A 24,015-nucleotide genomic window follows, 5' to 3' on the forward strand; every position below is an offset into this window, starting at 1 on the left:
CCATTCAGTTACGCCGCAGCAGGCGTTTGATCTTGTCCTTAAGGCCGGGATAACGGCGCAGGAAAACTTTTCCCCGCCACGCGGCCGTGCCGATCATGCCACGAAAGCCGAGCGGCCGCGCAACCTCGCGCAGGAGGCGGTCGTCGGCGCCGAGACTCTGCTTGTAGGGTTCGTCGCCGATGGTGAGGTCGAAATAGTCGAACCCCTCCTCCGCCAGCGCCTCCATCGCCCTGAACAGCATGAGCCGGCCGGGGGCGAGCTCGGAATGGCGGTTCATGTCGAAGGCCATGACGATCATCAGGAAGGAGCGGCCGCGGACGAGGCCGAGGCCGGTGGCGATGGCCTCGCCGCCGACGGTCAGCGCGAAGACGCTGCCACAGGCGCGCGCCGTCGTGCCGCTGGCGATGTCGCGGTAGAACTCGCTCCACATCGGCTCGCGCATCAGGTCGTCGCGACCGAGGCGGGCGAAACGGTCGAGCCGCTGGGCGGCGAGCGTCTCGTACAGGGATTCCGCCTCCAGACCACCGGTCTCGAAACGGAACGCGAGCGGGCCGAAGGCGGCGAGCTTGCGCTCGCGCCGGCGCAGCAGCGAGAGCGCGTTGGTGCTCATGCGCTCCTTGGCCACCTCCCGCCACGGCGTCGCGATCGGCACGCCATGGGCGCGGGCGACGAAGGGCACGTGGCCGGGCAGATGCAGCAGCGGGTTGGGCACCTCGCCCACCGTCTCGGTGAGCTTGCGCAGGTGGATCATGTCCGCCCGCGGCAGGGCCTTCTCGATGCGCTTCCATAAAGCAAGGAAGCCGGCACCGTCCTCCGCCGGGAAATCCGCGGCGAGCACGGGCGCGCAGTAGTCGGCAACGCGGATGTCGGCGAAGGCGATCAGGTCGAGGCCGCCCTCGCGGTAGCGGCAGAGTGGCAGGATCATCACCGGCGCCGCGCCCGGCGTGGGCCGCACCACCACGATCACCGGCTCGGCCCGCCCGTGCCGCCCGAAGGCGGCGTAGAGCGGGGCGACGAAATCATAGGTCTGGAAGGCGGTGGCATGGCCGGATTCTTCCAGCGTTCGCCATTCGGCTTCCAGCGGGGCGATGGCGGTGTGGATCTCGATCACGGCGGCGTCGAGCCGCGCGGCAGGGGTACGGCTCAGCATCATTCCCCCCTCGCCGGCGCGCCGTTCACGGCGCGCACGTCGTCGCGGTAGAGCTTCAGGTTGCGCAGCGGGTCGAAGCGACGGAACAATTCGCCCGCCTGCGTCGCGATGGCGGCGCGGTAGCGCGTGTTCTCGCGCACCAGCGCGGCGAGCCCGCGGGCGACGTCCGCCGCGTCATAGGGATCGACGCCCTCGCCCACATCGAGCCCGTCGAGATAGCCGTCGATGCCGGTGCGGCGCGAATAGAGCACCGGCACGCCGGCGAACAGCGCTTCCGTGTAGACCATGCCGAAGGTCTCGTCGCGCGAGGGCATGACCATGGCGAGGTACGCGGGAAGCTCGGCGAGGAAGGTCTCGTGGGGCACGAAGCCGCGCAGATAGGCGCGCCCGTCCAGCCCGTAGCGGGCGATCAGCGCGCGCGCAGCGCTGTGGCCGGCCTCGCTGCCATAGCCGACGATCTCCAGCTTCACCCCCTCCATCGCCGCGCCCGCCCGGGCGAAGGCCTCGAGCAGCGTGGGCAGGCCCTTCTTCTCGGGCTGGTCGAGATTGATCGCGGTGACCAGCACCGGCTGCGGCGCCACCGGTGCGATCACCGGACGGGCGTTCTCGACGAAGTTCGGCAGCGCCCGCGTCTTTTCGGGATCGACGCCGGTCACCTCTTCGAAGCGCGGGCGGAACCAGGCGGAGACGTAGAGGATGCGGGCGGCATCGCGCGCCATCCGCCGGAACAGGGGCCGGTAGGTCGGCTTGGTGCGGAACACCTTGGCCTCGACCTCGCCGCGCACGGAGAAGAACAGCGCCGCCTTGCGCGCGCGCGCCACCATCCAGGCGGCGATGCCCTCGAAGGTGAAGCGGTGGGAATGCACCACGTCGGGGCGGATGCCCTCGGCGTCGAGGAAGCGGTTGATCCGCCGCGCCAGCCACCATTGCGCCGCCAGCATGCCGATGCCGAAGGGCGGGGCGAAATAGCCGTGGGCGATCAGCCGGCGCCCGTTCACCATGCCGAGATCCTCCCAGTAGCCGCGACGCGGGTTGCTGAGGCGCTGGAGTGAGATGACCACCTGCGGCAGCGGCACCAGACGATCGGCCAGCCGCTCCACCGCCGTCGTGGTCGGCGTGCGGATCGGGTTGGGATAATCCGAGGAAATGTGCAGGATCAGCGGCGCGGGACCGGCGGGCGCGGCGGCTTCGGGAGGCAGGCTCATTTCCACCGCACCAGCTCCCGGGCGAACAGGACGGCGAGCGGGCCGACGCCGAGCACATAGCGACGCCACAGCCGGCGCGGTTCGGTGAGCAGCCGGTGCAGCCACTCGAAGCCGAGATTCTGCATCGACTTCGGCGCCCGCGTCTTGATCCCTCCGATGAACTCCATCGCCGCGCCGATGCAGAAGCCGGTGCCCTGCGCGCCGGGCGTGCCGGCGATGGCATAGGCGAGTTGCTCGGACTGCGGCGAGCCGACGCCGATGAACAGGAAGCGCGCGCCAGTGGTGGCGCCGAAGCGCACCGCCTCACCGAAGGCGGCAGGATCGTCGGCGAAGCCCATGGGCGGGCAATGGGCGACCCATTCATATTGCGGATAGCGGTGCCGGAGCGCCTCCACCACCTCCGGCCGGGCGGCGATCACGGCGAGCCGGTCGCCCGCGCGCAGCACTTCGGCGACGATGCGCTCGATCACGTCGGTGCCGTTGAGATGGGGCAGCCGCAGGCCGACTGCGAAGCCGAGCCGGCGCACGATGTGGCTGTCGCACCAGCACTGCCAGGCGCCGTCATAAAGCGGCAGCAGTTCGGGCTGGCGGGCGAGGCGGGTGATGTGGTCGACATTGGGGGTGACGATGTAGCGGAACGCCATGCCGGGCCGGACCGGGTGCAGGCTCGCCAGCACCTCCTCGACCGGGCGCAGATCATACGGTGCGCCGAGGAAGACGACCCGGCCGTCGATCCCCTGCCGGGCGTTCCGGCTCTGCATAACCGCTTGCGTCATGTCGCGCATGTTCCTGCATCGGATTGGCACGGGTCGCCGGCATCGCCGTCCCGTTTCGACACGGACGTGCCAGCGGCAGCCGGTCGAGCCTGCCGCAACGCAGTTTTCATGCCTTTGCGGCAAGATTTACGGCAACGCTCGCGCCACCTGCCGGGTGCGCCTCGGCCCGATGCCGGGTCGCCCGTGGCACGCCCCCTGCACGGGCGCGGGTACTTCCTGCGGCGAGACGGCCGCGCACCGAGACAGGCATGCGGACGGCGGTCGCACTCTCCCTCATCGATCAGGCGCTGCTCAGCGGCTTCAGCCTCGCGCTGAACCTCGTGCTGCTGGCGCATGTGCCGGCGGACCAGTTCGGCCTGTTCACCTATGCGCTCACGGTGCTGCTGATCCTGACCTCGCTGCAGAACGCGCTCATCGTCACCCCGATCGGGGTCAACCTGCCGGGACGGCCGGAGGCGGTGCAGCAGGAAACGCTGGCGGCCCTGCTCACCGCCGACCACCTGCTGCGGCTCGCGCTCGCGCCCGCCGTTCTGGCGCTGTGCGCGCTCACCAGCGGCGATCCTCTTTTCGCCTTCGCCGCCGCCGCCATGTGCCTCGCCGGCCTATGGCGGGAAACGCAGCGTGGCATCGCCTTCACGCTGATGCGCCCGCACCGTGCCCTCTTCATCGACGCGCTCAGCGTCGGCGGCTCGATCCTGCTCATCCTGGCGCTGTGGCACCTGCTCGATCCGGTGCCGGCGCTGCTGCTCGGCATCGCCGGAGGCAACGCGGCGGCGGTGCTGATCGCCGCGGGCGGGCATCGCCTCGCGGGCATTGGAAAGGCGCTCGCGGACTATCGGACGGTGTGGCGGGAGACGCGCTGGACCCTCGCCGGCGCCGCCACCACCGAGGCGCAGTATCGCGGCTACGTCATCATGGTCGAGGCGCTGCGCGGGGGCGCGGTGCTCGGCGAGGTGCAGGCCGGGCGCGTGCTGATGGGGCCGATGCCGCTGCTGGTATCCGCCTGGGGCCGCATTTCCCGCCCGGCCATGACCCGCGCGCTCGTCGAAGGCGACATGGACGGCGCGCGGCGCACGCTGTTCCTCGGCACCGCCGGCGTCATGATCATGAGCCTCGTCTATCTCGGCGTGCTGGCGATCGGCTGGCGCTGGATCGAGCCGCTGGTGTTCCATGGCCGCTATCCCGGCATCGGGGCGATGTCGGCGGCGTGGGGCGTCGCCATGCTGGTGGCGATGGCGCAGATGTGCCTCGGCTATTATCTTCAGGCGGCGCGGCTGTTCCGGCCGCTCGCCTTCGTCTCGGTCGGCGCGGCGGCGGTGTCGCTGGTGGCGCTGTCCGGCCTCGCCTCCTCGGTGCCGCCGGTCTACGCGGTGTGGGCGGTGACGGCGGGGGAGGCGGTGGCGCTGGTCTGGTCGATCGTGCTGGTGGCGCGGGCACCGCGCCTGCTGGCGCGGGCGAGGGCGACGACGTCATGACGTCTCCCGCCTGCGGAGCGATGCCCCGATGAGCGACATCCCGGCCGATGCCGCCCTGCCCCCGCGGCGCGCGCGCCATGCCGGCACCGCGCTGTGGACCCGCCACATGGCGCGCTGGCTGCCGGCGGCGACACTGTTCTACGCCATGTTCATCTGGCCGATCCTGTACGGGCGCAGCCCCGATACCGGACCGGCGCTGGCCGAGCGCGTCGCCGACACCCAGTCGAGCCCGCTCAACCAGATCTTCTTCCCGGCGATGTTCCTGCTCGCGGCCTTCGCATGGGTGGCAACCTCCTATCGCCGCAGCCCCGCGCTGCGCGACCCGGTGATCCTGCTCACCGGGCTGATGCTGGCGCTGTTCGTCGTCTCCTGCGCCTGGTCGGGCGTGCCGGGCACCGCGCTGAAGCGCGCCATCCTGCAGGTGACCATCGTCGGCACCTTCGTTTTGTCGGTCATCGCGGCGGACGATGTCGAGGGCGTGGTCGACCGCATCTTCCGCATGCTGGTGGTGGTGCTGTTCGCCAACATGGCGGTGGTGGCGGTCACCGCGCCGGGGCCGATCGGCTATGAGGGGCTGTTCCCGCAGAAGAACGGGCTGGGGGCCGCCGCCGCCATCGGCGTGCTGTTCGCCCTGTACCGGATCGGCACGCGCGGCGGCCTCGCCCGGCTGGTCGGGCTTGCGACGCTCATCGTGTGCCTCGCGCTGCTGGTGCTGAGCCGCTCCAAAACCTCGCTCGGGCTCGCGGTGATGGTTCCTCCCCTGATGGCCGCGCTCTGCATCGCCGCCCGGGCCGGGCGGCTGTCGGTGCCGCTGCTCGTCGTCACGCTGGTGGGAGGTGCGGTGCTGGTCTACTTCATCGGCGTCGCCGCCTATGTCTGGACCTTCGACAGCGTCGCCGAGGCGCTGTTCGGCGACCCGACGCTGACGACGCGCACCGACATCTGGGCCTTCGCCACGTCGCTTGCCGGGCGCAATCCCTGGCTCGGCTGGGGGTTCGAATCCTTCTGGGCGACGGGCGTCGAATCCCCCAGCTTCCGCGAGGCCCCGGGCTTCGTCGCGCGCATGCCGCACGCCCATAACGGCTATATCGACATCGTGCTGCAGACCGGCTTCGTCGGCCTCGCCCTGCTCGCCATCCTCATCCTCGCGGCCTTCTCGGCGGCTGGTGCGGTGCTGAGGCGCGCCTTCGGCCTCGGCTGGCTGCTGGTGACGCTGATGTTCTTCATGCTGCTCTACAATCTGCTGGAATCCGCGTGGTTCCGCGGCTTCGACTTCATGTCGATGATGTTCACCCTCGCCCTTGCGCTCGCCGCCGGCGCCCGCCATCCGCGGGCGGGGACGCCATGAGCACCGGCGGCCTCACCATCGGCATCGCCAGCCAGGGCCGGGCGTGCCTTGCCCGCACCCTCGCCTCGCTCGACGCCATGCACATCCCGGAAGGGCTCGCCGTGACCATCGTCGTCGCCGATGACGATCCGGGCGGGGCGGCGGGCGCGCTGGTCGCGCGCGAGGGGCCGTGGGCGTTGCCGGTGACGGTGGTGCCGGTCGGCGCCGGCAACATCTCGGCGGCCCGCAATGCCTGCCTCGAGGCGGCGCGGGGCGACTGGATGGCCTTCGTCGACGACGACGAATGGGTGGCGACCGACTGGCTCCTGCGGATGCTCGCCGCGCAGCGGGACTTCGGCGCCGACGTGGTGGTCGGGCCGGTGTTCCCGCAATACCCGCCCGGCACGCCGGGCTGGCTGGTCGCCGCCAACCCGCTCTACACGGACTGGGGCCCGCGCGGGCGCCGGCTCGCGACCGGGCGCTCCGGCAACGTGCTGTTCCGCCGGGCGCTGGTCGAGGCGCACGGCATCCGCTTCGATCCGGCGCTGGGCCGGACCGGGGGCGAGGACACCGACTTCTTCAGCCGGCTCCACCGCGCCGGCGCGGTCATGGTCGCGACCGACGACGCGCGGATCGAGGAGGAGGCCCCGCCCGCCCGGCTGCAGCTCGCCTATATCCACCGCCGGGCGCTGCGCTCGGGCCAGTCCTATGCCCGCTTCCGGCTCGCCGGCGCGCGCGGGCTCGATCCGCGCGGCCTCGCCTTCCACGCCGACGCCGCCGCCAAGGCGCTGATCGGCGGCCTGGGCGCCGCGCTGGCGCGCCCGTTCTCGCGCGCGGCGGCGCTCCGCCTCTCCCAGAAGGCGTGGCTCAATCTCGGCAAGCTGCGGCAGATCACCGGCCGCGACCTGCCGTCGATGTACTGAAACGGCACGGCTCAGGCGGCGCGCACGCCGTATTTCCACCGCCGCAGCGGGTCGCGCAGGCCCGATTCGACCCGCCCCCGCCAGCCGGTGAGACGGGCGATGTCGCGGTCGGCGTCGAAGCCCTGCTTCACCGTATTGCGCGGCACGAGCCGCGCGCCGGGCGCGGCGAGGCCCCCCGAACTGGTGTGCGCCGCCGTGTAGCCCGCCTCGAAGATCAGGTTCAGGACGCGCGCGTCGAAGGCGCCGAAGGGAATGGACAGCGTGTCGACGGCGACCCCCGCCACATCCTCGATGGCGCGGCGGGCATCATGGAGCTCGCGCCGCATCTCCGCGTCCGTGGCGCGGGTCCAGTCGCGGTGATCCCAACCGTGATTGCCGATGGCCATGCCCGCCTGCGCCATTTCGGCGAGCTGGGCGCGGCTCAGCGAGCCGGGGGCATCGAGCCGACCCGCCAGCACGAAGAAGGTCGCGCGCACGCCGGCCTCCTCCAGCACCGGACGCGCGAGGTGGAAATCCGAGGCGAGGCCATCGTCGAAGGTGATGGCGAGGCGCGGATCGGCCTTGGCCCGGCGCGCCACGCCCTCCAGCACGGCGGGCGCGACCCAGTAGGGCGCCTCCACCGGATCGGTGCCGGCCGGCGGGGCGCCGAGCCCGTGGAAGGTGAGGAACAGCCGGTCCGGCAGCATGGCGGTCAGCCGGCGTTACGGTAGCTGGTCGGCGAGAAGGCCGTCATCAGGACGATCTTCGCGTCGAGCCAGAGCGACCAGTTCTTGAGGTAATAGAGATCGTACTCGACCCGCGCGCGCATCTTCTCGTCGGTGTCGGTCTCGCCGCGGTGGCCGTGCACCTGCGCCCAGCCGGTGATGCCGGGCTTGGCGATATGGCGGCGGGCGTAATAGGCGATGCGCCCGTCGAACGCCTCGTTCAGCTTCACCGGGTGCGGGCGCGGGCCGACCACCGACATGTCGCCCAGCAGCACGTTCAGGAACTGCGGCAGCTCGTCGATATTGGTCCGGCGCAGGAAGCGGCCGACGCGGGTGATGCGCGCATCGTTGCGGGTCGCCTGCCGGAAGGCGGCGCCGTCCTCCATCACGCTCATGGTGCGGAACTTGAAGACGCGGAAGGTCTCGTGGTTGAAGCCGTGCCGGGTCTGGCGGAACAGCACCGGGCCGCGGCTGTCGAGCTTGATGGCGATCGCCGCGAGCAGCAGCACCGGCGAGAGCAGCACCAGCGCGACGACCGACACGGCGATGTCGAAGATGCGCTTGCTGACGACGTCGCTGGTCTGGAACGCCGCGCGCACCAGGATCAGCCCCGCGGCATTGCCGGCGGTGCCCATGTCCTCGTAGCGGTCGAGCAGGCTGGCGGGGGCGAGGTGGATGGCGACGGGCGTCTCCATCAGCGCGTCGGTCAGCGCCTCGATGCGGGCGGTCTCGGACCACGGCACGACCAGGGCGACGTCGTCGGGGCGCATGGCGCGCACGGTGTCGCGCACCAGCGCGCCGGGATTGGCGGCGTTGTCGATCTCGATATGGCCGACCACGCGCCAGCCGACCTCGCGCGGATCGTAGCGCTCGAGATGGCGGGCGATGTCGGCACGCCGGCCGACCAGCGCGACGCTGCGCGCGGCGAGGCCCGCCGAGGCGCCGATGCGGGCGGCCAGCTGCGCGGTGCCCACACGCAGCGCGCACAGCGCGACGAGGCCGCTGAAGTAGAACGCCAGCGTTGCCCCGCGCGAGAAATCGGAGCCGGCCTTGAGCAGGAACATCAGCGCCAGCACGATGCCGACGGTGATGTTCCAGATCATCCACACTTCGTCGAAGCGCGACTTGGAGCGCACATAGGTGCGGAAGCGGTAGGCCCCGCGCGTCAGCGCGATGATGGCGAAGACCAGCGCGAAGGTGCCGCCCCATTCGAGGTGGTGCCCGACATGCCCGGCATGGCCGAACGCGACGGCGTAATAGGCGCTGCCGGTGAGCAGCGCCGCCACCAGGATCACCGCCGCGTCGAGCCCCGCCGCGGCGATGCCGCAGGCGAGCCAGGACACCGGCGGGGCGGTGCGGGCGTGGGTGAAACCGCGATCGGCATGGGAGTGGTGGATCGTCGTCATCATCGGTCAGCTCGGCGGCACGCCCCCCGACCCGTCCTGGATCGGGCCTGTCCGTGCCCTGCGTTTACCGTACGCAAGAGGAATGCCGCACTTTTGTGTCGAATTGGAACTAATTTTGAATTATCTCGGATGAACCATTTGTGAACCATCCGGGAGGCGCTCAATGGCGGCGCGTCGTCCCTTCCCCGCCCGCCTGCTCGCGGATCGCCGCGAGGGTCCCGGCGACATCGCCGCCGAGGAAGTGCGTGCGCGTGCCATGGGGGGGCAGCACCACCCCCGGCGCCATCGCCGCATAGAGATCGAGAAAGGCGAGGCTCCATTCCGCCGGCCGCTCCTGCGGCGCGCCCGCCCGCGCGACGAAGAAGGCGGGATCGGCCACGCCCGCGACGACGCGTCCCACCAGCGCGCGCAGGGGCGCGAGATCGGTCGCGGGCGCCTTGCCGCGTGCGAGGGCGATGGTGGCGAGTGCCACCAGCGGCTCCGCGGCGAAGGCGTGGTAGGCGAGCGCCTTCCCGCCGCGCGCCATCTCGGCCGGCAGCGTGCCGTCCGGCCGGATCGCGGCGAGCCCCTCGGCGAGGATCGCGTCGGCGCGGGCTTCGAGACCCGCGTCGCCGGTGGCGAGCGCGCTCGCGGCCAGCGCCAGCCCGGCCCAGTAGAGCAGGTTGTTTCCGGGACGCGCGCGGCCATCCACGAAGGCGGCGGTGCGCGCGGCGATCGCGGAAAGCCAGCCCTCGACGACCGCGCGGTCGTCGGACGTGGCGAGCGGCTTAAGCTTCAGATAGGCCAGAGCGAGGCTGGCGAGATACCAGTTGCGCTCATACTGCGCCTGCCCCGGCGCCAGCGCCTGGGTGAGCGCGCCCGCCCGCGCCCAGCCGGCGAGCCGGTCGAGCGCGCAGCGGCCGGCGGCCGCATCGCCCCGGCCCCGATAAGCGTCGGCCCCCTCGGCGATCTGGCGGACGAAGGCCTCGTAAGGCGCCACGGCCGCATCGTGCGCGGCCCGGCGGGCGGGGTCGACGACGCTGTGCTGCGCATCGCCATAGAAGCCCTCGACCCGCAACGGCGCGGCGGGCGGGGCGGGCACGGCGCAGGACGACGCGCCGGCGGCGCCAGCGGGGAAACCGGGCGCGACGACCATCCCGGCCGCCATGAGCGCGGCAAGCGCCGCCCGCGCCGCCCGCCGGACGGCGGTGCGGGCTCTGGCACGGCTTTCGCAGCCGGTCACGCCGCCAGCGCTCCGGCGCCGGTGACGGCCGGCCTCATCGTCCCGATCGAAGACGTGGCGCACGCCGTCGAGACTATTCCGAGCCGCGCGGGGGCTCAACCGTTCCGGTTCGGGACGGTCCCCGCCCTGCCCCGTCCGCCAACATGAAGGCCCCCCGCATGGTCCGCCGCGTCGTCCTTGCCGGAACGGACATCGAAACCTCGGCGATCGGCTTCGGCTGCGCCTCGCTCGGCTCGCGCATCTCGCGGGCGCAGGGCCTGCGCGCGCTCGCCGAGGCGCATGAGGGCGGCGTCACCTGGTTCGACGTCGCTCCGCCCTATGGCGCCGGCGAGGCCGAGGCGATCCTCGGCACCTTCGTGAAGGGCCGGCGGGATGCGGTCCAGCTCTGCACCAAGGTCGGTCTCACCGATCCCGGCCGCAACGGGCTGATGAAGCTGGTCTACACCCTCGCCCGCCCGGTGGTCGGGCGGATGCGGGGCCTGCGCCAGCGCTTCCGCGCCATGCCCTCGACGCGCTATCGCCAAGTGACGCTGGACGGGCCGACGATGACCGCCTCGCTGGAGCGTTCGCTGAAGCGGCTCGGCACCGATCATGTCGACGTCTTCGCCCTGCACGATCCCGGCCTCGACGACGTGATCCGCGAGGAGACGCTGCGGGCGCTGGAAGACATCCTGCGCACGGGCAAGGCGCGCCACGTCAGCGTCGCCGGCACCTTGCCGGCCTGCATCGCCGGCGTGTCGCAGCCGCGCCCCTTCACGGTCGCGCAGTTCGCCGATCCGCCGGGCGCGGAAGCGCTGGCGCAGGTGCAGGCCGCGGCGGGCCGGCCGATCGCCACCATCACCCATTCGGTGTTCGGCGTGGACGGCGCGCACCGGCGGCTCGCGCAGCGCCTCGCGGGCGACCCGCTCGCCGCGCGCCTCGCCGCCAATGCCGGCTATGGCGGCGCGCCCGAGACGGCGGCGGCGGAAATCCTGCTGGATCGGGCGCTGGCCGCCAACGAATCCGGCGTCGTGCTCGCCTCCATGTTCGGGGCCGAGCACCGCAAGCTCAACCTCGCCCGCGCCCAGCGCGCCGTCTCGCCGGAGGCGGTGACGATCGCCCGCAGCTTGCTCGGACCTCGCGAAGCGGAAACCCTGCCGGCATGATTCTCGACCATCTCGACGGGCTGGACGGAGCCCGGCACGATCTCGTCGTCGTCGGCTCCGGGCCGGTGGGGCTGACGCTGGCGCTGGAAAGCGCGCGGCTCGGCCGTTCCGTGCTGGTGCTGGAATCAGGCGGCGAGGCTCCCTCCCCCGCGGCCACCGAACTCTCGGCCGCCGCCATCGTCGACCCCGCCCGGCACGACGACATGCGCATCGCGGTGGCGCGCCGGCTGGGCGGCACCTCGAATCTGTGGGCCGGCCGCTGCCAGCCTTTCGATCCGATCGACTTCGTGCCGCGCCCGCAGGTCGGCGACGCGCGCTGGCCGATCGGGCGGGAGGATATCGCGCCCCATTACGCCGCCGCCTGCGCCTATGCCCATTGCGGCGCGCCGGTGTTCCGCGCCCCGATCGAGGGCGTGGTGGAACCGGATGACGGCTTCGACGCCACGCGGCTGGAGCGGTTCAGCAACCAGCCGGCCTTCCAGCGCGCCCATGCCCGCGAGATCGCCGGAAATCCGCGCCTCGAGCTGCGCCTCAACGCCACCGTCACCGGCCTGCGCTTCGCGGAGAACGACCGGCTGCGCGCGCTGGTGATCAGCCGGCCGGACGGCAGCCGCGTCGAGCTTGCCGTGCGCACGGTGGCGCTCGCCTGCGGCGGGCTGGAGACCACCCGGCTGCTGCTCGCCGCCCAGCGGCTGGAGCCGTCCCGCTTCGGCGGCCCGCAGGGGCCGCTCGGGCGCCACTACATGGGCCATGTCATCGGCGAGGTCGCCGACATCACCTTCGCGACCGACGCCATCGACCGCGCCTATGATTTTTTTCTCGACGGCAACGGCTCCTATGCCCGGCGCCGCCTCATCCCCTCCGACGCGCTGCAACGGGCCGAGGGGCTGCCGAACGTGTCGTTCTGGCCGGTGGTGCCCCCCAGCGCCGATCCGCGCCACGGCAGCGCCATCCTCTCCGGCGTGCTGCTGACGCTGGCCTGCGAGCCGATCGGCCGGCGCCTGCTGCCGGAAGCGATTCGCAAGCGCCACGTGCCGGATCATTTCGCGCGCGGACCGCATGTGATGAACGTGCTGCGCGGCCTGCCCGCCGCGGCCGGCTTCGTGCCGGGCTTCCTCTACCGGCGCTATCTCAGCCCGATGCGCCTGCCCGGCTTCTTCATCCGCAACCGCGCGCGCCGCTACGGCCTGTCCTACCATTCCGAGCATTTCCCCCACGCCGAGAGCCGGGTGCGGCTCGACGGGGCCAGCGATGCGCTCGGCCTGCCGCGCCTCGTCGTCGACCTGCGCTTCTCGCGCGACGACGCGGAGGGCCTTGCCCGCGCCCATGATGCGCTCGGGGCATGGCTCGCGCGCAGCGGCTTCGGCCGCCTCGAGCTGCGCCAGCCGCGCGAGGCGACGATCGATGCGATCCTGTCGCTCGCCGCGCACGGCACGCACCAGATCGGCACAGTGCGGATGGCGGCCGACCGGCGCCATGGCGTGGTCGATGCCGATCTCGCCTGCTTCGACGCGCGCAACCTCCATGTCGTCGGTTCGGCCGTGCTGCCGACCTCCGGGCAAGCCAATCCCACGCTCACCGCGCTGGCGCTGGCGGTGCGGCTGGCGCGAAAATTGGCGGGATAACCGCGCCGGTTCTTGCCGAGCGGTTAACGGGCGCGCGGTGAAATGCCGCGAATCATCTATCCTCCCCCACGGGGTCGGGGGAGCCTGAATGATGCGCAACTGGCGTGCGGTGCTCTGCTATGTCGGCGTGGCGCTGATCGGGCTGGTCTATCTGGCGATCACGCCGGTGGTGAGCTGGTTCGACATTTTCGCCGGCGCCTCGCTCGGCGCCGCCGCGATGTGGGCGCTGAACGACTGGGAACTCGCCCAGAGCCGCCGGCAGGAGGCGCGCACCGACGCCCGTCACGCCCGGAGCGAGGCCGAGGCGAGGGATGCCGAGCCCGCCCGACCGCGCTCCCGCTCGCGCGACCGGGAGCGCGAGGAGGTGAACGACCCCGCCCTGCCGGACATGCCGGTGGCCGCGAGCCCGGCGCTCGCGGTCGGCGACGGGCGCCCGCGCCGCGCGCCGGCCCGGGATACCGAGGCAACCGACGAGGCGAGCCGGCGGCGGGCGGCGGCCGTGCAGGCCGCCCGGGCGCGGGCCGCTGCCGAGCGCGAGCGGGCCGAACGGGAGGCCCGCGAGGTGGCGGCACGCGAGGCGCGCGAAGCTGCGGCACGCGAAGAAGCTGCCGCACGCGAGGCGGAGGAACAGGCGCTTGCCGCGCATCGCCTACGCGAGGCGCAGCGTCTCGCCGCGGAACGGCAGGCGGCGCAGCGCCGGGCCGCGGAGACGCTGGCGGCGGAGAAGCGCGCGGAGGAACGACGGGCCGTCGCGCTCGCCGAGGAGGAAACCCGGCGCCAGCGCGAGGCCGAGGCGGCGGCGCTGGCGGCCGAGGAAACGGCCCGGCGGCAGCTCGACGCCGCCCGGCAGGCGCGCCAGCAGATCGAAGCCGCCCGTCTCGCCCGCGAGCAGGCGGAGGCCGAACAGGCCGCGCTCGCCATTGCCGCGGCGGAGCAGCGCGAGCGCGAACGTGCCGCGGCGGAGGAAGCGCGGCGGCGCGCCGAGGCCGAGCAGGCGGCGCTGGCCCGCGCGCTGGCCGAGCAGGCCGCCCGCGAGCGCGCAATCGCCGAGCGCGAGGCCCGCGAGCGCCGGGCCGCCGAGCAGGCGGCGCGCGACCGCGCCATCATCGAGGAGGCCATGCGCATCCGCGCGGCCGTCCAGCAGGCCGAGCGTGAACGCGCCGAGCGCGAGCGGGTGCTGGCCGCCGCCCTCGCCGCGAGCGCGACCGCGGCCCTCACCGCCGATGCCGCGCCGGCGATCGATCGCGCCGATGCCGCCGAGCCCGAGGCGGAGAGCGCGTCGGCGCAGGCGGCCCTGTCCGCCGATCCCGATCACGCCGCCTTCATCGCGGCCGTGCGCAGCGCGATGGGGCTCGGCGCGCAGGGCGCCGCCGCGCCGACCGGCCGGCGCACGCCGGCCGCAGCTTCCGGGCGCGACGCCGCGGCCGGCCCGACGCCGCACCTCGGCGTCGAGGCCCGTTCCACCGACCGGACCGTCGAGGGCGAGCTGCCGCGCCCGCGCGCCCTCCCCCCCGCCGCGCTGGCGGGAATACCGGGTGACGCCGCGCCCGCCACCCCGTCGGAGACGCGGCGCGGGGCCAGAGAGGCCCGCCGCCGCGCGGCGCTGGAGCGGTTCGAGGAGGGTCGTTCCGCCGGCCGCGCGACCCCGCCGGTGGTGGCGTCCGAACCGCCCGCGGCGCCACCGGTGCCCCGTCCGCTCAGCGCGGCCGAACGGGCGGCGCTGGAGGCGGAGGCGGCCGAGCGCCGGGCGCAGGAGCGCGCCGAACATGCCCAGGCGACGCGCGAGCGTCTCGCTGCCGAGCGTGCCCTGCGCAAGCGGGCCGCCGCCGAGCGCCAGCGCGCCGAGGCCGCGCCGGCGGCGCTTGCCCCCGCTCCGCGCGCCCGCAGCGAGGCGGCGGTGCGCCCGGCGGTGGCGGCGCGCGGCGCGGTGCCGGCTCCGGCACAGGATGCGGTCATGCCGCCGGATGCCGCGGCGCGGCCCGGCCGGCCGTTCCACTGAGGTGCGGCGGGTCCGCGGCAATCAGCCGAAGGCGTTGAGGATGATGAACATCGCGGTCTTGAACAGGGCGTAGAGCACGCCCGAGACCACCACCAGCGAGAGCGCGGTCGCCACCAGGCCGCCGAGGATCCAGAGCCCGTCCCGCTCCAATATGCCCAGCGCCATCATGCAGATGGCCAGCGCCGGCAGCATGTTGCCGAGCGGGATCGGCAAGGTCAGCACCACCGCGAGCACGAAGCAGACGATGCCGACGGCATATTCGGCCGGCGGCCGGGTGAACACGCCGAGGCGCGGCGCGAGCAGGCGTTCGGCCCGCACCAGCCACGGCACCGCCCGCTCGATCACCGCGGCGAAATCCTTGCGCGCCATGGAGCGCTCGGCGATCAGCTTCGGCAGCCAGGGGCGCATGCCGAGCGCGAGCTGGGCGGTGAGGAAGACCAGCGGCGCCCCCAGCACCGCCGAGGTGCCGGGCGGCGTCGGCAGCACGTTCGGCAGGGCGAAGATGAACATCAGCGCGCCAAAGGCACGATCCTGCAGCAGGGCGAGGAGATCGGCGACGGCGATGCGCTCGCGGCTGTCGTCGCGCGCGAGCAGCAGGAGGATGTCGGAAAGCCGGGCCGCCGGGGGCTCGTGCGCCTGCCCGCCCGCGGCGGAATGGGAAGTGAGCAGCGTCTCGTCTCCATCGCCGGGGCGGCCATCCGCCTGACCCAAGGACAGGCGCAGATATAGTCAGCCCGGCGCGGCCGCGCCAGCCGCGCTATGTCGCGCCGGCGCGTCGCGACCCCGCCACGTCCGGCGGGGCGGGATGATCGGCATGGCCCGGAGCGGCGAAGACCTGACACGGAGAACACCACACGCGGAGACGACGGCCCCGCGCGGGGCGGAGCCCGCCTCCGCGTCGCAGCACCCGGCCGCCGGGGCCGGGAGCGGGTCAGTGCGCCATCAACAGCGGCACCGGCATGCGCTCCAGCATGTCGCGGGTCACGCCGCCGAGCACGAATTCGCGCAGCCGCGAATGGCCGTAGCCGCCCATCACCATGAGGTCGATGTTGCGCGCGGCGATCTCCTTGACGAACACGTCGACGATGCCTTCGTCGCCGCCCGGCACCAGCCGGCGCAGTTCCACCTGCTTGCCGTGGCGGGCGAGATGGCGGGCGAGGTCGGCCCCGGGCACCTCGTCGCTCTTCACCTTGCCGGCCTCGACCACCGCCGCCTCGACCAGGCTGGCATGTTCCAGCAGCGGGCAGGCCTCGGCCACCGCGCGGGCGGCGGCGCGCCCGCCGTCCCAGGCGATCAGGATACGCTCGGCGGAGAAGGGCTTGGCCTGCTTCAGCGGCACCAGCAGCACCGGCCGGCCGGAATCGAACAGCACCGCCTCGGCGACCACCTCCTCCGAGCCCATCCGCTCGGGGTCCGGCTGGCCGACCACGATGAGGTCGTAGAGCCGCGCCATCAGCCCGATCTGCTCGGCGGCACCGCCCAGCGTGCCGTCGATGGTGCGCACCTCGCCGGAGATGCCGACCGCGCGCAGCGATTCCTCGAAGCGCGCCACCGACTGGGCGGCGAGGCGCCGGCTCTCGGCGCGCTGGGTCTCGATGAAGTCGGTCGAGAACGCCTCGGTATAGACATGGGGGATGTCGATCTCGTAGCTGACCGCCACGCCGGTCAGATGCGCCCCGAGCCGCGAGGCCACCGAGACGGCGTAATCGGCGGCCACATCCGGGCCGTCACCCACTTTGAGATGTACGAGAATGTCCTTGATCATCGCGTTTCCTCCGCATGGCTCCCTTGGGGAACCTTTTATAAGCCGAACGTGACCGCCGCCTTGACCGGGGTCAAGCTTGCCGTCCGTCGATATATATTGTCCACCAGAGAGGTGCCGTCGATCCGGACGGCTTCGGATGCGCGATGATTTCCTTCGGCCGTTCGCTGCTGCTCGCCCTGCTGCCGCTGGCCGCGTGGGAACTCGCCGTGCGCGCCCTCGCCGTGCCCGCCTATATCCTGCCGGGACCGGTCCGGATCGCCGGCGCGCTCATCGCCAACAGGCAGGTGCTGGCGCAGAACGCGCTGATCACGCTGGGCGAGATGCTGGCGGGCCTCGCCTGCGGCGTCGTGCTGGGGGTCGCCTGCGCCCTCGCCATGGCCTATTCGCCCGCCGCGCGGCGGATGCTGCGGCCGACGCTGCTGGTGGCGCAGGCGCTGCCCGTCTTCGCGGTGGCGCCGCTGCTGGTGATCTGGTTCGGCTTCGGCCTCGCCTCCAAGGTGGTGATGGCGAGCCTGATCATCTTCTTCCCCGTCGCCTCGGCCTTCCATGACGGGCTCGCCCGGGCCGACCAGGGGCTCGTCGACCTCGCCCGGCTCTACGGCGCCAGCGAAAGCGGGCTGTTGCGCTTCATCCGCATTCCCGCCGCCCTGCCCGGCCTTGCGACCGGGCTGCGCGTCGCCGCCGCGGTGGCGCCGATCGGGGCGATCGTCGGGGAATGGGTCGGCTCGGCGGGCGGGCTCGGCTTCCTCATGCTGCAGGCCAACGCCCGGATGCAGACCGACATGGTGTTCGCCGCGCTCACCATCCTCGTCGCCGTGGCGCTGATCCTCTACGCGCTGGTCGACCGGCTGATGGCGCGCCTGGTGCCGTGGGCGCCGGAGACGGTCGGGCGGTAGGCCCGCGCCGGTTGCCGTGGCATGCCAGCGGTGCTAGCCTCCCCGATGTCCGAGGGGTGTCCCGCGAACCGTTCAGGGTTCAAGGGGCTGAGATGGCAGCCGCCAGACCCTTTGAACCTGATCCGGGTCATGCCGGCGAAGGGACGGAGCGAAGGCGGGGCCGATGGATCGAGGTATCCGGGCCGCCGCCGGATGATCCCCCAGAAGCTCATGCGCCGGATCTCCACAGTGTCGGGAGATCCATGATGACGAACACCCTGCTGAAGACCCTCGCCGGTGCCGGCCTCGCGCTGGCGCTGGCCCTCACGCCGGCCGCCGCTGCCGACAAGCTCACCGTGCTGCTCGACTGGTACGTGAACCCCGACCATGCGCCGCTGATCGTGGCCAAGGAGAAGGGCTTCTTCGACGCCGTCGGCCTCGACGTAACGCTGGTGCCGCCCTCCGATCCCGCCGCGCCGCCGCGCCTCGTCGCCGCCGGGCAGGCGGAGGTGGCGGTGAGCTACCAGCCGAGCCTCTATCTCAGCGTCAAGGAGGGCCTGCCGCTGGTGCGCTTCGGCACGCTGGTCTCGACGCCGCTCACCGCGCTGGTGGCGCTGAAGGACGGGCCGGTGAAGACGCTCACGGACCTGAAGGGCAAGACGATCGGCTTCTCGGTGGCCGGCTTCGAGGACGCGCTGCTCGGCACCATGCTGAAGAGCGCCGGGCTGACGCCGTCCGACGTCACCCTGGTCAACGTCAATTTCGCCCTCACCCCGGCGCTCGCCGCCGGCAAGGTCGATGCGGTCATCGGCGCCTATCGCAATTTCGAACTCACCCAGCTCAAGCTCGAGGGCAAGGAGGGCACCGCCTTCTTCCCCGAGGAGCACGGCGTGCCAGCCTTCGACGAGCTGATCTACATCACCCGCAAGGACCTCGTGGCCGATCCGCGGCTGCCGCGCTTCCTCGCGGCGGTCGAGAGCGCGACGCTCTACGTGCTCAACCACCCGCAGGAGGCGTGGGGCGTGTTCGTGAAGGCCAATCCCTCGCTCGACGACGAGCTGAACCGCACCGCCTGGACCGACACGCTGCGCCGCTTCGCCCACGCCCCGGCGGCGCTCGACGCCGGCCGCTACGAGCGCTTCGGCGCATTCATGAAGGAGCACGGGCTGATCGAGACGACCCTGCCGGTCTCGGCCTACGCGCCGGTGCTGCCCGCCGCCGTGCCGCAGCCCTGAGACAGGCCGGGACCGGCCGGGATGACGGGGCGAGCGGTCCCGGATCGAGGCCGGCGGCCTCGTCCGGGATGACGGACGCCTGAAGGTCCCCCAACGTCATCGCGGGCGGCGGAAACCTCCCTCCCCGTCGTCCCGCCGGCAGCCGCCACACCGCCGTCATCCGCCGCAGCGCAGCAATCACGACTTCCGGGCCCGGCGCCGCGATGCTACCCAAGCGGCGGGGGACGCTTGGGGAGGGACGCATGGGGAACGGGGTCTATCACGCCGCCGCGGTGGTGCTCGGCGCGCTGGTCGGGCTCGCCGGCGTCGCCTTCCATCTCGGCGTGGTCTGGCTGAGCGGGTTCTGGCCGGCGCAGCTCACCGGCCCGCTCGGCCTGACCGGAATGCCCCTCTACGCGGCTTCCGCGCTGATCGGGGCGAGCATGGCCGTCGCCTCGCTCTGGCTGGTGCGCCGCTTCGCGCCGGAGGCGGGCGGCTCGGGCGTGCCGGAGATCGAGGGCGCCATGGAGGGGCTGCGCGTGGTGCGCTGGCGCCTCGTGCTGCCGGTGAAGTTCGTCAGCGGCCTGCTGTCGCTGGGCTCGGGCATGGTGCTGGGGCGCGAGGGGCCGACCATCCATATCGGCGCCTCGATCGCCAAGGCGGTGTCGGACGTCATGCGCTGGGACGGCGAGGACATGCGCGGCCTGCTCGCGGCCGGCGGGGCGGCCGGCCTCGCCGCCGCCTTCAACGCGCCGCTCGCCGCGGTGCTGTTCGTGATCGAGGAGACGCGGCGGCAGTTCCCCTACAGCGCGCGCACCTATGTCGCGGTGGTGCTGGCCTCGCTGGTGAGCGCCATCGTCACGCAGCAGCTGACCGGCAACGTGCCCTACATGCTGCTCGACGTGGACGCGCTGCCGCTCGCCATGCTGCCGGCCTTCGTCGTGCTCGGCGCCCTCCTCGGCGCGGTGGGCACGCTGTTCAACCGCACGCTGATCTGGTCGCTCGACCATGTGCGCCGCCTCGGCATGGCCACCTCCTTCTACATCTTCCCGGCGCTGGTCGGCCTGATCGTGGGCGTGCTGATCTTCGTGCGGCCGGAGGCGACGCAGGGCGGCGAGGTGCTGGCGGTGCAGCTCACCAAGGCGAGCCCGGCGCTCGGCGCGCTGGCGCTGATCGTGCTGCTGCGCTTCGTGATGACCATGGCGAGCTATTCGACCGGCGTCGCCGGCGGCATCTTCGCCCCGATCCTGGCGCTCGCCGCCACCATCGGCCTCACCTTCGGCTCGACGCTGGATCTCGTCACCACCCTGCCCGAGAACACCCATTCCGCCCTCGCCATCGCGGCGATGGGCGGGCTGTTCGCCTCGACCATCGGCGCGCCGCTGGTCGGCATGGTGCTGGTGATGGAGCTCACCGGCGCCTACGGCATCCTCGTTCCCGTCATGACCGCGACCATCGTCTCCAACATGGTGGCCCAGCGCCTCGGCGGGCGGCCGATCTACGAATTGCTGCTGGAGCGCACGCTGGCGCTGGAAGCGCAGGCGCAGACGGAACCCGGGCGGGCGGAATCGGGCCAGCCCGCCCCGCGCCGCCGCTTCTGGCAGCGCCGCGGCCACCGCGACATGACCGGCCTCGCCGCGCCCGACGAGAAGTGAGCCCCCGGGCGGGGGCTCAGGCGGCGGCCGCCGCGCCCTCGACGATGCGGAACGGCCCCGCCGACGGCCGTTCCAGCGCGAGGTGGCGCCCGTGCAGGTCGAACAGCGTCGAGCGATGGCCGATCGAGAAGATCGCCGCGCCCGGCAGATGCGCGCGCAGCGTCCGGTAGAGCGCGGCCTCGCCCGGCTCGTCGAGCGCGGAGGTCGCCTCGTCGAGCAGCAGCACGTCGGGTTTCAACAGCAGCGCGCGGGCGACCGCGAGGCGCTGCTGTTCGCCGCCCGAGAGCACCGAGGCCCACAGCGCGCGCTCGTCGAGCCGGCCGGCGAAGGCGCCGAGGCCGGCCGCCTCCAGCGCGCCGCGCAGCGCCTCGTCGTCGAAATCGGCGACCGGCTCTGGATAGGCGAGCGCGCCGCGCAGGGTGCCGCCCGGGATATAGGGCCGCTGCGGCAGGGTGAGCACCCGCGCGCCGGGGGCCACCGCCACCTGGCCGTGGCCATAGGGCCAGATGCCGGCCATCGCGCGCAAGAGCGTCGATTTGCCCGAGCCGGAGGGGCCGGTGAGCAGCACGCTCTCGCCCGCCCGGACGCCGACATTCGCGGCGGTGAGCAGGGCGCGCCCGTCCGGCAGCCGCACCTCGATATCGTCGAGCGCGAGCGCCCGGTCGCCGGCCGCCGGCACGCGCTGGAACTCGCTCGCCGCCGCCTGCACCCGGGCGCCGGCGATCTGGTCCTCGAAGCCGATGAGACGGTCGATGATCGCCTTCCATTCGGCGAGCGTCGGGTAGGCGTCGATGAAGTAGGAGAAGGAGCCCTGCACGCTGCCGAAGGCGGAGGAGGTCTGCATCAGCTGGCCGAGCTGGATGGCGCCGGAGAAATAGGCCGGCGCCACCACGATGAACGGAAAGATCACCGCGAACTGGCCATAGGCGGAGGTGAACCAGGTGAGGCGCTTCTGGGCGATCATGATGCCCCAGAAATTGTGCACGACGTGGCCGAAGCGGTCGAGCAGCCGGGCATTCTCCACCGGCTCGCCCCGCATCAGCGCGATCTGCTCGCCATTCTCGCGCACCCGCACGAGATCGACGCGGTAATCGGCCTCGAAGCGCTGCTGGTTGTAGTTGAGCGGGATCAGCACGCGGCCGATCAGGTGCGTTATCCAGGTGCCGGCCACCGCATAGACGAAGGCGGCCCAGACCAGATAGCCGGGAAGGCTCCATTCGCTGCCGCCGAGATTGAAGCTGAACGGACCGGAGAGCCCCCACAGGATGACCGCGAACGAGACCAGCGACGTCACCGAGCCGAGCACGCCGAGCAGGATCGAGATGGTGCGGCCGATGAAGGCCTGGATGTCCTCGGCGATGCGCTGGTCGGGGTTGTCGGCGGCGTCGCCTTTCAGGCGCAGCCGGTAATGGGTCTGCCCCTCCAGCCAGGCGGCGAGGTATTTCTCCGTCATCCAGGTGCGCCAGCGGATTTCGAGCCATTGCTGCAGATAGACCCGGTAGACGGCGATGACGATGAACGCCGTCGCATAGCCGCCGAAGATCCAGAGCTGGGTTTTGAATGTCGGGAAGTCTTTTTCCTGCACGGCGTTGTAGAACTTGTTGTTCCACTCGTTGAACAGGACGGTGACGTAGACCATCGCGAGCTGCAGCGTGATGATCGCCGCGAGCAGAATGCCGCCGCGCCAGCGGTCCTCGCCGCGGAAATAGGGGGTGGAAAGCCGCCAGACATCGGACAGCATGGAGAGGATGGCACGCACGGGGCTCGATCTCCGACATCAGGCGCGGGTAGCGCGATGCGGTGAGCTTAGCCGATCCAATCGCGGCGGGAGGATGGCCGGCAGATTAAGCTTTGGACAGGTCGAGAGGGGGACGGCGACCCCCGAGATCCGCAGGCGCGGCGGTCCCCCGCGCCTCGCGCCGTCGTCTGGGCCGCAGAGGTGGGGCGCGCCCCGTCGGACCGAACACCGGAACGCCCCGGGCTTCGTCATGGCCGGGCTCGTCCCGGCCATCCACGTCTTCCTGCGCGGTGACGGCAGATAGACGTGGATCCCCGGGACAAGCCCGGGGATGACGGAGAGGGCAAGGATGACGGCGCGGCCGGGAGTGGCCGGCGCGGCGCCACCGACGCCTTGAATCAGGGCGGAAATCCGCGTGGGATCAGGGTGGAAATCGCCCGCTTACTTCGTGCCGGCGCCCGTGGTTACGCCCGCCTTCGGCGTCTTCTTGATGAAGGGTACGCCGGGCGCGCGGGCCGGGGCGGGGCTCTTGCCGAACCAGCTTTTCCAGTGCTGGTGGGATTCGTGGACGGTCTGGTTGAAGGCGGCGCGCTCGTCCTTGCTGCGGCCGGCGGCCGAGGCGGCGCCGGCGCCGAGCGCGACGATCATCGTCGCGGCGATCAAAATCCTGAGCATGAGGCTCTCCCGATGTGTCGGCGGCACGCGGCCGCCCTGTGTCGGGAGTCATTTGGTCGCTCGCGATATGATCGGAAGCGGTGGAAATGCGCCCCTGCCCCCGCCGCGATGCATGGCGCGGGGGCTTGAAAGCCGGTGCCGGCGTCAGATGAAGCGGCGACGGATGCGCTGGCTCACCATGTCCAGCACCGACACGGTGACGATGACGATGATCAGGATCGCGCTCGCCTGCGAGTAGAGGAAGCCGCGCATGGTCTCGTTGAAGGTCATGCCGATGCCCCCGCCCCCGACGATGCCGAGCACGGTGGCCGAGCGCACATTGGATTCGAAACGATAGAGCGCGTAGCTGATCCACAGCGGCAGCACTTGCGGCAGCACGCCGTAGACGATCTCCTGCAGCCAGGTGCCGCCGGTGCCGCGAATGCCCTCCACCGGGGCCGGGTCGATCGCCTCGACCGCCTCCGAGAACAGCTTGGCGACGATGCCGGTGGTGTGGACGAACAGCGCCAGCACGCCGGCGAAGGGGCCGAGGCCGACGGCGGCGATGAAGATCAGCGCGAAGACGAGTTCGTTGATGGCGCGGGCGGCGTCCATCACCCGGCGCACCGGGAAGGCGATGAAGCGCGGCACGACGTTGTCGGCGCAGAGAATGCCGAAGGGGATGCCGACGATCACCGCCAGCAGCGTGCCCCACACCGCGATCGCCAGCGTCTCGATCATGTTGAGCGCGTAGACTTCCCACTCGGTGAAGTCGGGGCGCAGGAAATCGGCGCCCAATGTGGCCATGTTGCCGGCGTCGCGCCAGAGCTGGGCGGGGTTCATCTCCGCCTCGTGCCAGCAGAACACCAGCAGGACGACGGCGAGCGCCGCGCCGGCGAGCCGGGTCAGCCGGGTGGCGAGCGGCGTCACCGGCGGCGCCGGCATGGCCAGCACGGCGGCGCGGTGGGCGGCGGCGGTGTCGGGGTGGGAGGTGTGCATTCGACTGTCCCGCTGGTGCTCGTCATCCCCGGGCTTGTCCCGGGGATCCACGTCTTCGCCCGTCCCCCTTCCCCGCCGGGGAATCGCCGCGCCGCGGTGGGCGAGAGGGGCTCCCGGCCCGGTCGTCATCCCGGCCGCAGGCGAAGCCGGAGAGCCGG

At 72.2% G+C, this 24,015-nt stretch carries 20 protein-coding genes and 1 riboswitch; of the genes, 9 read left to right on the forward strand and 11 right to left on the reverse strand.

The window, feature by feature from the left end; genetic code table 11:
• Window positions 1-4: 4 nt before the first annotated feature.
• From ACEUEL_RS13510 to ACEUEL_RS13520, 3 genes are read right to left on the reverse strand one after another with little or no spacing between them, the layout of a single operon-like run.
• The gene (locus ACEUEL_RS13510) at window positions 5-1,153 is read right to left on the reverse strand and encodes a GNAT family N-acetyltransferase (protein ID WP_405706060.1); all 1,149 of its coding nucleotides are present in this window, start codon (window positions 1,151-1,153) and stop codon (window positions 5-7) included.
• On the reverse strand, window positions 1,150-2,355 hold the full coding sequence (locus tag ACEUEL_RS13515; protein WP_405706063.1) for a glycosyltransferase: 1,206 nt from the start codon (window positions 2,353-2,355) through the stop codon (window positions 1,150-1,152). The genes ACEUEL_RS13510 and ACEUEL_RS13515 overlap by 4 nt, the downstream gene beginning before the upstream one ends.
• The gene (locus ACEUEL_RS13520; protein ID WP_405706066.1) at window positions 2,352-3,131 is read right to left on the reverse strand and encodes a WecB/TagA/CpsF family glycosyltransferase; all 780 of its coding nucleotides are present in this window, start codon (window positions 3,129-3,131) and stop codon (window positions 2,352-2,354) included. Before ACEUEL_RS13520 ends, ACEUEL_RS13515 begins: the two co-directional genes overlap by 4 nt.
• A gap of 248 nt (window positions 3,132-3,379) precedes the next feature.
• On the opposite strand from ACEUEL_RS13520, the gene ACEUEL_RS13525 reads away from it, so the two are divergent.
• Genes ACEUEL_RS13525 through ACEUEL_RS13535 form a run of 3 tightly spaced genes read left to right on the forward strand, consistent with a single transcriptional unit; the run spans window position 3,380 to window position 6,856 of the window.
• Window positions 3,380-4,606, forward strand: coding sequence for a lipopolysaccharide biosynthesis protein (locus tag ACEUEL_RS13525; protein WP_405706069.1), 1,227 nt, complete (start codon window positions 3,380-3,382; stop codon window positions 4,604-4,606).
• Window positions 4,607-4,634: 28 nt separating this feature from the next.
• The gene (locus ACEUEL_RS13530) at window positions 4,635-5,954 is read left to right on the forward strand and encodes an O-antigen ligase family protein (RefSeq protein WP_405706071.1); all 1,320 of its coding nucleotides are present in this window, start codon (window positions 4,635-4,637) and stop codon (window positions 5,952-5,954) included.
• Window positions 5,951-6,856 carry a glycosyltransferase family 2 protein gene (locus tag ACEUEL_RS13535; protein WP_405706074.1) on the forward strand — a complete coding sequence of 302 codons (906 nt, stop codon included), beginning with the start codon at window positions 5,951-5,953 and terminating at the stop codon, window positions 6,854-6,856. The genes ACEUEL_RS13530 and ACEUEL_RS13535 overlap by 4 nt, the downstream gene beginning before the upstream one ends.
• Before the next feature lie 11 nt (window positions 6,857-6,867).
• Here ACEUEL_RS13535 and ACEUEL_RS13540 read toward each other — a convergent pair whose 3' ends face one another.
• From ACEUEL_RS13540 to ACEUEL_RS13550, 3 genes are all read right to left on the reverse strand, one after another.
• Complete coding sequence (locus ACEUEL_RS13540) at window positions 6,868-7,542, reverse strand: polysaccharide deacetylase family protein (RefSeq protein ID WP_405706077.1); 675 nt, start codon at window positions 7,540-7,542, stop codon at window positions 6,868-6,870.
• 5 nt (window positions 7,543-7,547) lie between these two features.
• Window positions 7,548-8,969 (reverse strand): undecaprenyl-phosphate glucose phosphotransferase, encoded by a 1,422-nt coding sequence (locus ACEUEL_RS13545; protein ID WP_405706080.1) that lies wholly within the window; start codon window positions 8,967-8,969, stop codon window positions 7,548-7,550.
• 157 nt (window positions 8,970-9,126) lie between these two features.
• Window positions 9,127-10,188 (reverse strand): alginate lyase family protein, encoded by a 1,062-nt coding sequence (locus tag ACEUEL_RS13550; protein ID WP_405706083.1) that lies wholly within the window; start codon window positions 10,186-10,188, stop codon window positions 9,127-9,129.
• A 158-nt stretch (window positions 10,189-10,346) separates the two neighbouring features.
• Between ACEUEL_RS13550 and ACEUEL_RS13555 the strand changes: the two genes are divergently transcribed.
• The 3 genes from ACEUEL_RS13555 to ACEUEL_RS13565 all read left to right on the forward strand — a co-directional run bounded on the left by ACEUEL_RS13555 (window position 10,347) and on the right by ACEUEL_RS13565 (window position 14,957).
• Window positions 10,347-11,333 (forward strand): aldo/keto reductase family protein, encoded by a 987-nt coding sequence (locus tag ACEUEL_RS13555; RefSeq protein ID WP_405706086.1) that lies wholly within the window; start codon window positions 10,347-10,349, stop codon window positions 11,331-11,333.
• Window positions 11,330-12,958 carry an FAD-dependent oxidoreductase gene (locus ACEUEL_RS13560; RefSeq protein WP_405706089.1) on the forward strand — a complete coding sequence of 543 codons (1,629 nt, stop codon included), beginning with the start codon at window positions 11,330-11,332 and terminating at the stop codon, window positions 12,956-12,958. Before ACEUEL_RS13555 ends, ACEUEL_RS13560 begins: the two co-directional genes overlap by 4 nt.
• An 88-nt stretch (window positions 12,959-13,046) precedes the next feature.
• Window positions 13,047-14,957 carry a hypothetical protein gene (locus ACEUEL_RS13565; protein ID WP_405706092.1) on the forward strand — a complete coding sequence of 637 codons (1,911 nt, stop codon included), beginning with the start codon at window positions 13,047-13,049 and terminating at the stop codon, window positions 14,955-14,957.
• A gap of 21 nt (window positions 14,958-14,978) precedes the next feature.
• Here ACEUEL_RS13565 and ACEUEL_RS13570 read toward each other — a convergent pair whose 3' ends face one another.
• Window positions 14,979-15,668, reverse strand: coding sequence for an exopolysaccharide biosynthesis protein (locus ACEUEL_RS13570; RefSeq protein ID WP_405706095.1), 690 nt, complete (start codon window positions 15,666-15,668; stop codon window positions 14,979-14,981).
• Between the two features lie 220 nt (window positions 15,669-15,888).
• Entirely contained in the window at window positions 15,889-16,722 is an 834-nt protein-coding gene (locus ACEUEL_RS13575) for a universal stress protein (protein ID WP_405706098.1), read from the reverse strand.
• A 143-nt stretch (window positions 16,723-16,865) separates the two neighbouring features.
• Here ACEUEL_RS13575 and ACEUEL_RS13580 point away from each other — a divergent pair, with 143 nt between their 5' ends.
• The 3 genes from ACEUEL_RS13580 (at window position 16,866) to clcA (ending at window position 20,466) form a co-directional block, all read left to right on the forward strand.
• Window positions 16,866-17,618: an ABC transporter permease gene (locus tag ACEUEL_RS13580; protein WP_405706100.1), complete on the forward strand. Its 753-nt coding sequence runs from the start codon at window positions 16,866-16,868 to the stop codon at window positions 17,616-17,618.
• 42 nt (window positions 17,619-17,660) lie between these two features.
• Window positions 17,661-17,779, forward strand: a riboswitch (TPP riboswitch).
• 84 nt (window positions 17,780-17,863) lie between these two features.
• Entirely contained in the window at window positions 17,864-18,832 is a 969-nt protein-coding gene (locus ACEUEL_RS13585; protein WP_405706774.1) for an ABC transporter substrate-binding protein, read from the forward strand.
• A gap of 242 nt (window positions 18,833-19,074) precedes the next feature.
• Window positions 19,075-20,466, forward strand: a complete 1,392-nt coding sequence (gene clcA / locus ACEUEL_RS13590; protein ID WP_405706103.1) for a H(+)/Cl(-) exchange transporter ClcA — start codon at window positions 19,075-19,077, stop codon at window positions 20,464-20,466.
• Between the two features lie 16 nt (window positions 20,467-20,482).
• Here the strand turns inward: clcA and ACEUEL_RS13595 are convergent, their stop codons facing one another.
• The 3 genes from ACEUEL_RS13595 to phnE all read right to left on the reverse strand — a co-directional run bounded on the left by ACEUEL_RS13595 (window position 20,483) and on the right by phnE (window position 23,857).
• Entirely contained in the window at window positions 20,483-22,225 is a 1,743-nt protein-coding gene (locus ACEUEL_RS13595; RefSeq protein ID WP_405706105.1) for an ABC transporter ATP-binding protein/permease, read from the reverse strand.
• A 420-nt stretch (window positions 22,226-22,645) separates the two neighbouring features.
• The gene (locus ACEUEL_RS13600) at window positions 22,646-22,879 is read right to left on the reverse strand and encodes a hypothetical protein (protein WP_405706107.1); all 234 of its coding nucleotides are present in this window, start codon (window positions 22,877-22,879) and stop codon (window positions 22,646-22,648) included.
• 144 nt (window positions 22,880-23,023) lie between these two features.
• Window positions 23,024-23,857: a phosphonate ABC transporter, permease protein PhnE gene (gene phnE / locus ACEUEL_RS13605; RefSeq protein WP_405706110.1), complete on the reverse strand. Its 834-nt coding sequence runs from the start codon at window positions 23,855-23,857 to the stop codon at window positions 23,024-23,026.
• Window positions 23,858-24,015: the final 158 nt, after the last annotated feature.

It is taken from the genome of Ancylobacter terrae (assembly GCF_045108345.1).
Taxonomy (GTDB): Bacteria; Pseudomonadota; Alphaproteobacteria; order Rhizobiales; family Xanthobacteraceae; genus Ancylobacter.